Source organism: Gemmatimonas groenlandica, from assembly GCF_013004105.1.
Classification (GTDB): domain Bacteria; phylum Gemmatimonadota; class Gemmatimonadetes; order Gemmatimonadales; family Gemmatimonadaceae; genus Gemmatimonas; species Gemmatimonas groenlandica.
Map to the genome: position 1 here is coordinate 2,729,285 of NZ_CP053085.1, position 13,267 is coordinate 2,742,551.

Here is a 13,267-nt window from a genome sequence, read left to right on the forward strand (position 1 = left end):
CTCTTCGCGTCCCTTCGCGAGCTTCGCGTGAACCTACAGACTCGCGGCCGGCACGACGGCCCGTGTGCGCCGCACCCGCCGCCCAACCAGCAGCGCCGGCATTACAAACATTACGCCTAGCGTACCCGCGACGGTTCCCCCGGCGGTGGCGAGGGCGATGGCGCCGAACAGGCGGGTGGCGTCGGTGCCGACCGAGAGCGGAATGAGCGAGGCCATCGCGGCGAGGGTGACGATAAGAATCATGCCTGCCCGGTCGATCGCGGCGTGCAGCACTTGGCCCGCATGCAGGCGCGCATCGAGGCCCGCCTCGCGCAACGCCCGACGTTTCTCGAGGGCAGCGTCGGCCAGTAAGATGGCCTGATTCACGGCCAGCCCGATCACCAGGATCACTCCCACGGCGGCTTCGCGGGTGAAGGCGGTTTTCAGAAACCAGAACGCCGCCACCACACCGCCGATGGCCAGGGGGAGTGACAAGAACACCTGCGCGGCACCCCACATCGAGTCGAACACGAGGGCCACCGAGAGCACCACCAGCACCACGCCGATCGCGAATACGAGATAGAGGCCCTTCTCGCTTTCATCGCGATCGAACGGCGAGCCGTCGGTGAGATCGATGATGCTGTAGCCGGCGGGGGCCGCCAGCGATTTTATGAACGCGGTGTGCGTACGGCGCGCCAGCTTGGCGGGACCGCGGAAATCGTACGACACCTGTCGGATGTACTGCTGGTCTTCGCGCACGATCGTGCTGAGCGCTTCGCGTGCGTCGACGATCGCCACATCACCAATGCGTACCGGTGCTCCGGTGAGCGTAGGCACGATCGCCTCCTGCAGTTCTTCGAGACTGCGATCGCGCGCACCGGCCGCTTTCACCGTGACCGGTAGTTCGTCACCTCCGATTTCGAGCAGCTGCCGCCCCACCGGTCCGCGCACTTCACGGGCGATCGCGCCGGTGAGCAGTGACGCATTCAATCCATAGCGCGTGAGCGCGGCGCGATCGGGTTCGAGGGTGACCTGATAGCCACGCTCGCCGCCGAAGTAGCCGCCGCTGGTGATGCGCACTTCGCGCACGCGCGTGATGCGCTCGAGACGCGACTTGAGATCGTCGGCCACGCGTCCGACGCCGTCGTACGAATAGCCGCGCACCTGAATGCGGAATGTTGCGAAGCTCGAGCCGCCACCGCCGCTCGAGAAGCCGGGGCCGTCGCCGACGACACTCACACTCGCGCCACCGATCAACACCGCGCGTTGCGTGAGCAGCTCCTGCAGCTCGAGTGGCACCGCCGTGAGACCACCGGCGCGCGTGAACAGCACCGACATCTGCGCTGACGTGCCGCTGCGAGCCGCTGCCCGCACCTGCTCGATTTCGGGACGCCCAACCACGAGACGTTCAAACTCCGCCATGCCGCGATCGAGCGTACCGGGATCGGAGCCGCGAGGAAACGACAGCCCCACGCTCAACGATGTGCGTCGCTCGCCGAAGCCACCGAACGACGAGCGCGGCACTTTCTCCACGAAGCCCCACGTGAGCACCGCCAAGACCGCCACCGACGCCACCATGGTAACCGCGCGCCACCGCAGCAAGCGTATGAGCACACGCGCGTACAGACGCCGCAGGCGCGGCCACGCGGCGTTCTGTGCGGCGACACCCTTCCCCAGTGCCGGCACGACGAGCAGCGCCGTGAATACACTCCACCCCAGTGCAAACACGAATGCCGCCGCAAACGGCACGAACGCGGCTCGCGTGTCACCTTGCAGATACAAGAACGGAAAGAGCACGACGGCGGTGGTGAGCGTGCTGCCGATGATCGCCGGCATGATGCGCTGCGTCGCGCGCGCCCGGCCATCGGGCGTATCGGGCTCGGTGCCCAAGCGCTCGACCACCACAAGCCCGTTCTGCACCAAGATGCCGACGCCCATGCCGAGCCCGGCCAGGGTGAGCAGGTTGGCGGGGATGTTGAACAGATAGAGCGAGAGCGCCGTGGCGGCGATCGCGACGGCGGTGGTGCCCATCACCACGGCCACCGCGCGCCAACGGCGCAGCGTGAAGGCGAGCACCAACAGCACGCACCCGAACGCAATGGTGCTACGCAGGGCGAGATCGTCGAGCTCTTCCTTCAGGTCTTCGCTTTCGTCGTTGTTGATGCGCAGCCGTACCGCCGGCGGCATGTTGGGCTCGAGGTCTTTGATCGCGGCCCGCAGCGCCGCCGCCGTCTTGATGGCATCGGCCCCGGGATGCCGCGAGATCTCCACTGCGACGGCTGGCGCACCATCGATGCGAAAGAAGCGGCCGCGCGCGTCTTCTTCGGCGCGCACCGTGGCCAGCTCGCCCAGCTTGAATACGCGCGCGCCGGGTCCACGCACCGGTAACGCCTGCAGATCTTCCAGCGCTTTCGGTTGGTCGCGCAACACGACGTTCTGTGAGGTGGCGTGCGTCGGGTCGCTGCCGCGATCGAGCGCCCCCAACGCCTGCACCATGCGCGCGCCGGCAATCGCCTCTGACAATCGCTGCGGCGAGATGCCGATTCGTCGCAGCTGCACCGGATCGTACGACACCGACACGCCCATGTCGGTACCACCGCGCACTTGCACGCCAGCGACTCCGGGAATGCTGCCCAATCGCGGACTCACGCGCTCTTCGAGCAGCTTCTGCAACGTGCCCGACGTGTACGGTCCGAACACCGAGAGGGACATCAACGGCGCTTCTTCCAGCCCCTCCGGCACGTAGTTGGCCACCGTGGGCGGGCTCGCCCCCGGCGGCAAGTCGGCGCGCAACAGCTCGAGTCGCTCGAGAATGGCCAAGCGCGCCATTTGCACATCGGCGCGCGCTTCCAACTCGACGGTAAGCATCGCGTAGTCGTCGTTGGAATTGCTGGATACGCGCCGAACCCCGCGCACGCCCTGGATGGCCGCTTCCACCGGGCTCGTGAGATACGTCTCGATCACTTCCGGCGACGCACCGGGCCAACTGGCGAAGACGCTGAGCCGCGGTAGCTCCACGGTGGTACGCGTGGCCAGCGGCAATCGCGTAAACGCAATCGCGCCGGCCAACAACAGCGCGACGCAGATCGCCCACACCACCGCCGGCCGGTGGGTCGCGAAGCGAATCACGCGACGCGCGCCGCACCGCGAATTGCACGGCTCGCGGTGCGGCGTTCGGTGCGCCGCTCCAGCACCGCGTAGGCCGTGGGCAACAGGAAGAACGTGACCAGCAGCGCGCTGATGCTGCCACCGATAATGCCGGCCGCCAGCGGCTGGTACAGCGCGCCGCCGCTGCCCCAGCCGAACACCAGCGGCAACACACCGGTCACGGTGGTAATTGAGGTCATCGCAATCGCGCGCAGTCGCTGCTCACCGCCGCGAATGATCGCGTCGTCGATGCTGTGCCCGTCTTCGCGGAACTTGCGGATGGCATCGAGCTTGACCACCGCCTCGTTGTCGGCCATGCCGATCATTACCACGATGCCGATCAAGCTCACGGCGTTGAGCGACTGCCCGGTAAGCCACAAGAAAATCACCGCACCGGCACCGGCCAACGGCACGGTAAGCATGACCACCAGTGGAATCGTGAAGCTCGCAAATTCGCCCGCTAACACCAGGAACATGAGCAGGGCCGCCAACACCGCCACCAGCGTGAGTTCACTGCTCGTACGCTCGCGCTCGGCGTCAGCGCCGCCCACCTGCCACGACACCCCGGCCGGTAGCGTGAGCGCCGCCATGCGCGCCTGCACGTCGGTGGTGGCTTTTGCGGTGCCACCGCTCTCCACCAACCCCTCGATGATCGTAACCGGTCGCTGCCCCACGCGCACCACTTCCAGTGGCGCCCGCGTTTCGCGCACCTGCACCAGCTGCGCCAGCGGCACCCCGCGCAACGGCGTTCTGAGTGCGGTCTCCAGCTCTTCGTTGCGCAGGCCGGCATAGCGCACCATGATCGGCGTGCGACGATCAGTCTCGCGCAGCTCACTCGCACTCACTCCACCCAACGCGCCCGCCAACGCACTGGCGACCTGCTGCGGTACGATGTCACGTTCCGCCATGCGGGCGCGCTCCAGCGACACTTCCACAATCGGCTGCGTCGCGGCGAAGGCATCGCGCACATCCGTGAGCGATGGCACCGTTTGCATGGCCGTGCGCACGGTGTCGGCCCATCGTTGCGATTCCACCAGCGTGGGGGCCGACAGCTCCACGCGCACCAGTCGTCCTTCGCGGCCGATCAGCGAACCGAACTCCGATTGGCCGGCGAGATCGATGGCCAACGCACCCTTCGCCAGGTCCGGCAATTTGGCGCGCAGCTGCTGGGCAAACGCAGCCGCATCGGCACGCGCGGGCACCGGCACGATGAGCTGCGCCGTCGCACTCGATCCGGGATCGGCACCGGCCAGGATCTCCTCGTCGGTGGCCTTGCCCACGCGCGCGTAGATGCCTTTGGCACCGAGCGATCGTGCGGCGCTTTCTACGCGCGCGACCTGCGCCGCCGTGGCTTGAATGCTAGTGCCTTCCGGGAGTTGGACCGCCGCCACCAGCACGCCTTCGTCTACGCGCGGCAGGATTTCCTTCGGCAGCGTGTAAATGAGCACCACGGTGACCGCCAACAATGCGCCGGCCATGCCGAACACCGATCGCGGATGCGACAGCGACCACCGCATCCCTCGCTCATACCAGTCGGTGAGCGTGCGTCCCCATGCGTCGAGGGTGCGCGCGGCAGCCGACGGTGTCTTCGGCGGCGCGATTGGCGCAGGCGCAGCGTTCGCGAGCTTGCGGCGCCCCACGATCATCACCGGCATAAGGGTGAGCGCCAACACCAGCGACGCTGCCACCGTGGTCACCACACTCAAGCTCAAGTCGCGGAACAGCGCCGCGGCGAGTCCACGCACGAAGATGATAGGTCCGAACACCAGCACTGTCGTGAGCGTGCCGGCGAACAGCGGCGCCGCGACTTCATCGGTTCCGGTAACGGCCGCCTCCAACAGCGACATCCCTTCTTCACGTCGGCGCCCCACCGACTCAGCTACCACGATCGCCGTGTCCACCAACAAGCCGGTGCCCAATGCTAGGCCACCTAAACTCAGCACGTTGATGGAGACATCGAGCGCCTGCAGCGCCACCAGCGCCATCAGCACCGACAACGGCACCGTGACACCGATGGCGAGTGACAATCGCCAGTCGCGCAGAAACACGAAGATCACGAGTAGCGACAACAGTCCGCCGGCCACGATCTCCTGCCCCAAATTCGACAGCGCATCGACCACGAAGTCGGCCTGCGCCGCCACCACCGTCATCGAGACGCCCGGGAACTCCTTCTCGAGTTGGGCAATGGCGTCGGTCATGCGACGGGTGACGGCCACCGTATTCGAGCCGGCGTCTTTGTACACCACCATACCGATGGCCGACGTGCCATCGAGGCGCGTGAGCGTTTGCGGATCGGCCAACCCCAGCGACACCGTGCCCACATCGCGCAGCGTGATGCCGGCACCCACGCGTCCGATCGGCGTATCGAGAATCTCCGACGGGTTACGGAACTCCGTGAGCGCCCGCACCGAGAAGCGGAACTGTCCTTTCCGAATGGTGCCGCCGGCACCCGTCGCATTCTCGGCCCGGATCGCGGCCGCCACGTCTTCCGGCGTGAGATCGAGCGCGCGCAGCTTCCCGGGGTCGAGCTCGACGCGGATCTCATCGTCGGGCGCGCCTACTACCGCGACACTCGAGACGCCTTCGATTTGCTCGAGCCGTCGCGCGTGCACTTCGGTGGCCGTACGCGCCAAGCTGCGCAAGTCGCCACCACCCTGCGCCCGCGAGTCCTTCGCCGCCTGCGTCTGCGATTGACGAATGGCCAGCACGGCGATGGGCCGCTCGCCCGGGTCACTGGTGAGCAGTGTGGGGCGATCGGCGCGCTCGGGCAGCTGGCTGCGCGCCGCGTCGAGCCGTTCGCGCACCGACAGCACGGTGGCGCGCATGTCGGTGCCCCACTCGAACCGTGCGGTGGTCGTCACTTCATTGTTGCGACTCACACTGCGCAACTCGGTCAGCCCTGGCGTGGCGCCGATCGCTTCTTCAATCGGCTCCGCCACGAAGCGCGACACTTCGGGTGCCGCGGCACCAGTGTATACCGTGCGAATGGTGAGCACCGGCAGCGACACATCGGGCAGCAGCGACACCGGCAACCGGCTCAACGAGACGGAACCCAGCAGCACGACGGCCAGAATGGCGGAGAGCGTCGCGACGGGGCGACGCACCGCATAGGCGGCGAGACTCACGCGCCGCCCTCCCTATCGCTTGAGTTTCGGCGCACGATCGCTCGGCGCACGCTCACCCGACGCACCGGGAGTGGGCGACGCTTCGCGCGGCGCCGTCACGCGCACCGGCGCATCATGCGTGAGCGTGAGATGTCCTTCGGTGATGATCTGATCGCCGGGATTCACCGGGATCTGTCCGGTGGTGGAATCGGGGAGTACTTCGGTATCGACGCCATTGGTGCGACCGGGTACGATGTACGTCCACTGGGCGCGGCCATCTTTGACCACGAACACCAGCGGTCGTCCGTCGCGCTCAATGACAGCACGCGACGGCACCATGCGGCGTCCCGGCAATCGTGTGGCCTCGAGTTGCACGTCGGCGTACATGCCGGGGCGCAGTGTGCCATCGCCCTGCACGCGCACGATGGCGCGTCCGGCGCGCGTGACCGAATCCACCAGCGGCAACAGCGCATCCACGCGACCTCGCAGCAATCGACCCGGCGCGCCGGCACTGCTGATGCTGGCTTCACCGCCAACACGCACCAACGGCAGGTCGTGTTCGAGCACCTGCGCCTCGATGCGCAGATTGCGCGTGTCCACGACGGTGAGCAGTGCCTGCCCGGCACTGACCTTCTCGCCGGCCGAGATCTCGATGGCGTCGACCGTGCCGTCCACGGGGCTTCGGATCGTGGCGCGATCCTGTTCGTACTTGGCGCGCTCGAGGCGCAACCGCGCGCCCACCAAGCCCGCCTTGTTCATGAGTGCCTTGCGCTGCTCGGGCGTGGGGCCGCGGCCGGTCACCACCGACTCCGGCACGAAGCTTTCCAGAAAGCGCTGCTCCGCTTCATCGGTGCTGGCCTGCGCGTCGCGCACCGAGAGATCGAACGGATACCCATCGAGACGGGCCAGCACCTGTCCCTTGGATACCGCTTGCCCGGGCCGTACCACGAGTTGCGCCACCGTGCCCGCCACCTCGGCGCGCAGCTTCACCGCCGCATCGGAGCGGATCTGTCCCGTGGTGGTTACCCGAAGCACCAGGTCGCCGTCGCGCGCCTCTTCGGCCATCACCGGTAACGCCAGAGCCGGGCGACCGGCTTCCTCCGCCGCTTCCTGCGCGGCGGTGGAGGTGGCGCTCGTGGAATCGGTGGTGGCGGCGGCGTCGCCCTTGTTGCAGGCGACGAGCGCGAGCAGCAGTGGCGCCACAGTCTGCAGGCCGAAGGTCACACGGGTAACGGACCGAGCGAGGCTGAGAGGGAGCATTGGAGTCGAGAGTGGCGAGGCCCGTGCACGCGGGACAGCGGCGACGGGCGATGGCACGCAATTGGTGTCATCCCGCCGGCCAAAGGTTGCCGTCAGGTAAGTCTCGACAAGTATGGAGCGCAGCGACGGATCTCGCGACGGCAAAAGTACGCGGGTGGGGCCATGCAAGCGCACTGAACGCGCGAACGGAGCATTCGAGCATCGGCAAACAATCCGCTAACAAACGGAGACCCCAACTCGCCTAATATGGAGGGTTGCCGCGACGAGTACGCTGCAACCACTCGGCAAGCTCCCGAGCGTCCGAGGGGACTCCTGTCAGCCAGCCGTTTACGATAAGTGTCGGCGTGGCTCGAACGCCGAGACGCCGAGCGAGCTTTATACTCTCGACAACGGCGGCGGAGGTGTCCGATTGCTCTGCGCAGCGAACGAAGGCTGCCGAATCCACGGATTGCACCCTCTTCGCTATTTCGGCGACATTAAAACGACTCAGGGTGTCCTGCACCTCGAACAGTAAGTGATGGGCGAGCGAAAACCTCCCGAGTCTGTTTGCACATTCTGCAACATTCGCCGCGCGCACCGCCTGCGGATGACTCGGCAGCGGGAACTGCAAATAGCCGATCGTCAGTTCGGAACTCGAACTTCGCGCGTAATCGCTGAGCAAACGTTCGAAGCGTTTACACGCGGGACATTGATAGTCAGCAAAAATGAGGAGCGTGTCCGGCGCAGTCACCACGTCTATGCGACTCGCAAGCGAGAAAGGTCGTGCCTCAGCCGTCAAGCGCCGAGCAGGTTCTTGTTGCTCAGAATCGACACGTTGAGGCTGAGGGCGTACGAACGTTTGATAGGCGAGACTCACGGCTGCCAGTAGTGCCGCGAGTACCAAAACCGCGTCCACGATCCCTTTCCAACGCGTACTCACCTTTGGGACTCCGCTGACGGCGGCAGTGTAGAACTGGGGAGTTCTGGTGACGCCCGTTCAAGGCGGTAAACACTGAAAGAAGGTCCGTCTTCGTCTTCGTCGCGGAATACGAGGATACCCTGTTCAGTCGACCGCACGAGTTTCGAACCCGCAGGCAGGCGGACTTCCCCTAAAAACGTTCCGGACGGCGCATCAAAAATATCGACCGGCACGGGCATGCCCATATTCGACGAGCGCGCGATGAACAGGTGATTTTGCGCATCGACTAGCGGCATCCCGGCAAACAAGAACTTGTACGGAGTGATGGGGTACGATTCGAGAGCCATCTCGATAGACCGACGCGCGGCCTCATTAGGCGCCCTCGTCGCCAGACTGCGCCGAAATATCTCGACAGAGTCTTTGTCGGCGTCGGACATCCTGACTACGGGAACTCCCTCTCGTTCGATAAATCCAGCCGGTCGCCCGCCAGCGCTATAGCGAGCGATTCTATATATGGTGTCCGCCTGCACACGCGAGTAGATGGTTCCGTCTGGCGCGACGGCCATCCAGCAATACGTGCAGAGACTACGTTCCGGGTCGCTTGAGAATTGCAGCTCCACCACCGGCGCGGCGGCGGGAGAATCACCCAGCAAAAGTAGGATGCTCGACCGACTGGTTCGCTGCGCGTGCACTCGAACGCCTGCGGTCGTCCGCCACATTCGAGAAACGAATAGCGACGGAAGCGATACTTCGGACTCGCATCGTTCCTCGTTATATAGTTGCACACGCCGATTCTTGGAGTCACTGACGAGAATCTTCCCTTTAGGATCTACAGCAAGTCCACCAGCGAGCGCGAGCTCGCACGGGCCCTGTCCGTAGTGCGCGAGTTCGGCGAACGTGCCGTCCCAGCGCAGGAGCGACAGCCCGCGTCCCCGCCCACTAGCGAAGACGACCCCAATTGCTCCGAGCAAGTCAGCATCGATCAGTTCACCACCGGCGATGCTGTCGGGCACTGTTAGCGTTCGAATCGACTGCAGCCTATACTCAGAAGCCGTCGCGCCATTTTCGTGACTGCAGCCGATCGTTACGAACGCGAGTAGCGAGCAAGCGAAGAGGCGCAGAGCTCTCGCCGCTGTTCGAATCGTCCCAGTTCGTGGAGATCCGCGGGGTACGACTGACAGCGGGTTTGTCACCCATCGAATGCGCTTCGCCTTCATTTTATGTCAGTACGGGTACTGGATCGCACATTGCGCGACGGTCCACGTGTGCGACTCCGAACAGGCCTCAATCGGATATCCGTGACTGGTGCAATACATATACGCGGTTCCCGCCCCTGCGTAACAGCGCGCGAGGTCACCAGGATCCTCCTCACCTTGCGCTGTTCCCGCTGCGAGCACGCTCATGACAATTGTTCCCGCCGAGACTATCCGAATTCGTCGCATGTGACTCCCTACCATGAATGAAGAATTGCACACACCACGCCTACGCGTGGGCAGCACGATGATACTCCATGTTCTTTTGAGCGCTACAACAGAAATCCGTGAGTCAGCGAAGCTCCACCGCATTCTGTAGGCGCATGTATGGCTCCCACGCCTGCAGGGCGAGGCGCTCCAGCCACGCCAGTCCTCGAGATTCGACCTCGGTCCATGAGTGCCCGGTCGTCGAGCTTACTAACCGATAGTACGCGGCAGGATACTCGCCGCGACTGAGCGCCAAGTTGCACAAGGAGGTGCCACGCTCGGCGCGCCTCGCCATTTCGACGACCTGAAACCAATTCTTCAACAGCCGAACGGGTGGCAGTCGTCTCCGCGCGAGGTCGCGTGACAGCTCACTGCGATCGGCAACGCCTATAGTTGCACAGGCGTCAGCGACGGTGACCGCCAACCGCAGCTCGGCGAACAGTTCCGCCAGCGCACCCATCCGAACACGGAGCTCCAGCCAATGCATCTTGACTTCGTCGTCACCGTATGCGCCGGTGTCAAGCAGCAAGCATTCCTCCGCCGACTCCAAATCGCTCCACTCGATTCGCCGTTCAAGACCAAAGTACTCAATACGTGATGCGGCGATTGCGACTTCATACTTGAAGCGGAATCGTTGGTGCGCAAGAGCAAATTCGCAGAGACTGAATTCTCGTTGCCCACCATGTTCTCCAATGGCCCACCGTGTTCGCTTACAACCGCATTTTCGCGCAACGCCGCGTGTTTTCGTCCCTCGCGCTGCACTCAGCACCGCGCGGTCCCAATCACCCACCGCACGATCCACGTACCCGCGGTCTCACCTTCCGCGTGCTGCACCAGCGCCGTGAGCGTATCTCCGCGCATCGCATAGCGCGCCGGAATCTCCGCCGAGACCAGGAGCTGTACTTCGCGGCAGTTGCGCCGCGAACGCCAGCCCACAACTAATACGTGCGCCGGCCCCGTGAAAGTGCCCTTTGCGAAGGTGGGATCGCACGTGATCACCGCCGAACGCTCGCCGGAGAGCATGCCCACGAGCATCGGGAACGACCAGATGACGGCGAATGCCGGCGCCTTCGACGGATCGCGCGGCAGCTCCAGCATCACCTCGGGGCGCGCGCCACGTCGCGTAGAGATTTCCAGCGCCACCGAATCGATCTGCTTTGATGCCAGATGCCAGCGGTACATCATGTTTGACGCTTCGAACACGCCGACCACGGTGCTTTCATCGCGCTCCACTTCCGGTCAAGGGGTCAGAGTCGTTGAACGCCCGTTCAACGACTCTGACCCCTTGAACGGCGCCGACCGTAGGGTTGACGACTATTGGGTCGTCCCTAGTACCAATACGTAGGTCCACACTCGGATGGCGAGGTTGATCGCCTGAAACTTCTACCTCCATTCCGCCGAAGCGTAGTTAATCGCGCACCGGCTGAGTCCACGCGGACAGCAAACAAGCGTTGAGCGTCCAACGAAAGGGTCACGAATCGACCATCCGCTCGAGTGCGCTCCTCTGGGAATCCTGTACCCATATGTCGATCCAACACAGACGAGCCATCGACTAAGCCCGCGAACCAGACATCGTCTGTCGTGACTACAAAAGGCTTACGTGAGCGGATGAGGGGTTCTGGAGTAAGCCTATTTAGGCTGTTGACCAGTGCCTCGCGGTCCGAGGCCTTCCCCAGCTCGTCAGCAGCGGACTCAATGAGCAATCGACGTGCACCAGGACTGAGAGTATCGACCGGAGACGAGAATGGGCGGGATGAACGCGATGACTTCGTACTGAAGCTGAGAAGTGAGTCGATGACGACGACCGAGTCGCCGCACACCGCGAATGCCCTAGGAAACGGAGATCCTGGGATTGCGACCAGCTGACTCGACTGCTGAGTTATCGCAACCAACGCGCGCTTTGATCCGTCGACACGCAGAATGGGCTCAGGCTGCCGATCCATCGGCCCGCTCAGAATGGTCAACACCTCGCGAGACACGGCAACACCGTGGTCAGTTTCGTTCCTGTTCGTTGAGCTGACCCCGACGAACATTCCGTTGTGAAGCCGACCGATGATTCGCAACATGCCAACGCTTGGCCACGCTGAGAGAACGGTCGCGGTTACCACCTGCAGGCTTCCGTCGAAGACGGTTAGCCTCCTGATCTGCGGATCCCAAACGGCTACAGAGTCCCCACCGATTGGAAAGAGAGCCGAAACAGACAGAAACTCGCCTGGTCCGCGTCCCACGCCACCTGATTGCGCCACGACCCCGCCGATGCTGTCGCGCACGCGCAGCACAAACGAATTCGCGTCTATATCAACTGTGCGATTTCGGCCGATCGAGAGGCCTTGAAGCGGACTGTCATCGCTACCATCCGAAGCGAGTTGAGGAGCTGAGTCAGTGACCAGCTTTTCGGCAGGGGTCAAGGTTCCGGTGCGAGTTGTGTCGGGCATGCTACATGCCGCCATCATCGCTAACGCGATGATGGCGGCAGTTACCGACAATCTCCGATCTGTCAGACGCAATTTTCGACCGTGTAAACTGATGTACTAGTCGTCGTGGTACCGTCTCGTACGCACACGGTCGCGACACTGAATCGCGTCCTCGCGCAAGTCGCTTGTATGACAGGGGGACCCGGGTCGATCGTCTTCACGAAGTATGTCGTCGAACTCGAGGACGATCCGGTGCACGTCGTCCCGTCGTCCTCGCAAGGACCGTCACACGGAAGAACTTGCGCAGCAATTGCTGCCGGCAACAAGGCTGTTGCCAATACGGCTGAAATGAATCGACGCTTCATACAAGACTCCGTTTATTAGAGACTGCCTGCTATGCTCGCAATCGCAAGCACGCGGGGATGGTGTGATTCACATCGTGCGAAGTCAACACTGAAGTGTCGTGCGCGGCGTTTCAACCGCTTGCATCTGTATTCCGCTTTCAACGACTCTGACCCCTTGAACAGACCCCAGAGCGCTCGCTTCAACAACTCTGACCTCTTGAACGCCGCTCCAACGAGACGCCACGAAGTCAGAATCGCACCATTTCGTCCCCATGTCGAAAGAAAATCACCGATTTCGGAAAGTCGTTGCCCACGGTGTTCGGTAGTTGCCCACTGTGTTCGGTTGTTTTGGTGAGCACGGTGACATGTTGGGGCATGGTCATGCCGCGTGCCCTCCGTGCCGTTCTGGATTCACTCTCCGAAAAGGGTGATCCGACGCTGCGTATTGTCCGCGACCTCCGCGCCATCACGGCCGATCTCGATGCTGCCATCGCGGACATCGAGCAGGCGCCGAATGACGTGGAGCGCCGTGCCGCACGCCTGCGACGGGTGCGCGCGCTGCGACACATGATCAACACCCTCACCGAGCTCGAGTCCGAATGGACGCGCGCCAGCTAGTCGACCCGAGCGGGGGACGACGCCACGAAATGCGTGAATTCAT

General features: G+C 63.8%; 8 protein-coding genes. 1 reads left to right on the forward strand and 7 read right to left on the reverse strand.

Features of this window, described 5'->3' with window-relative positions; all coding sequences use genetic code 11:
* Positions 1 to 33: 33 nt before the first annotated feature.
* The 7 genes from HKW67_RS11525 to HKW67_RS11555 form a co-directional block, all read right to left on the reverse strand.
* Complete coding sequence (locus HKW67_RS11525; RefSeq protein ID WP_171225523.1) at positions 34 to 3,108, reverse strand: efflux RND transporter permease subunit; 3,075 nt, start codon at positions 3,106 to 3,108, stop codon at positions 34 to 36.
* Positions 3,105 to 6,251 carry an efflux RND transporter permease subunit gene (locus HKW67_RS11530; RefSeq protein WP_171225524.1) on the reverse strand — a complete coding sequence of 1,049 codons (3,147 nt, stop codon included), beginning with the start codon at positions 6,249 to 6,251 and terminating at the stop codon, positions 3,105 to 3,107. Before HKW67_RS11530 ends, HKW67_RS11525 begins: the two co-directional genes overlap by 4 nt.
* A gap of 12 nt (positions 6,252 to 6,263) precedes the next feature.
* A complete protein-coding gene (locus tag HKW67_RS11535) occupies positions 6,264 to 7,454 on the reverse strand; it encodes an efflux RND transporter periplasmic adaptor subunit (RefSeq protein ID WP_206044390.1) in 1,191 nt (396 codons plus the stop codon).
* A gap of 277 nt (positions 7,455 to 7,731) precedes the next feature.
* Positions 7,732 to 8,223 (reverse strand): DsbA family protein, encoded by a 492-nt coding sequence (locus tag HKW67_RS11540; RefSeq protein WP_171225526.1) that lies wholly within the window; start codon positions 8,221 to 8,223, stop codon positions 7,732 to 7,734.
* 182 nt (positions 8,224 to 8,405) lie between these two features.
* The gene (locus HKW67_RS11545; RefSeq protein ID WP_171225527.1) at positions 8,406 to 8,825 is read right to left on the reverse strand and encodes a hypothetical protein; all 420 of its coding nucleotides are present in this window, start codon (positions 8,823 to 8,825) and stop codon (positions 8,406 to 8,408) included.
* Positions 8,826 to 9,933: 1,108 nt separating this feature from the next.
* Positions 9,934 to 10,377: a hypothetical protein gene (locus tag HKW67_RS11550; RefSeq protein ID WP_171225528.1), complete on the reverse strand. Its 444-nt coding sequence runs from the start codon at positions 10,375 to 10,377 to the stop codon at positions 9,934 to 9,936.
* Between the two features lie 233 nt (positions 10,378 to 10,610).
* Complete coding sequence (locus tag HKW67_RS11555) at positions 10,611 to 11,081, reverse strand: hypothetical protein (protein ID WP_171225529.1); 471 nt, start codon at positions 11,079 to 11,081, stop codon at positions 10,611 to 10,613.
* A gap of 1,900 nt (positions 11,082 to 12,981) precedes the next feature.
* Here HKW67_RS11555 and HKW67_RS11560 point away from each other — a divergent pair.
* A complete protein-coding gene (locus HKW67_RS11560; RefSeq protein WP_171225530.1) occupies positions 12,982 to 13,224 on the forward strand; it encodes a hypothetical protein in 243 nt (80 codons plus the stop codon).
* Positions 13,225 to 13,267 lie beyond the last annotated feature (43 nt).

Excerpts from the sequence above, each read along its gene's own strand:
- HKW67_RS11545 (WP_171225527.1), bottom strand. The coding sequence starts at position 8,825 with ATGTCCGACGCCGACAAAGACTCTGTCGAGATATTTCGGCGCAGTCTG.
- HKW67_RS11560 (WP_171225530.1), top strand. The coding sequence starts at position 12,982 with ATGGTCATGCCGCGTGCCCTCCGTGCCGTTCTGGATTCACTCTCCGAA.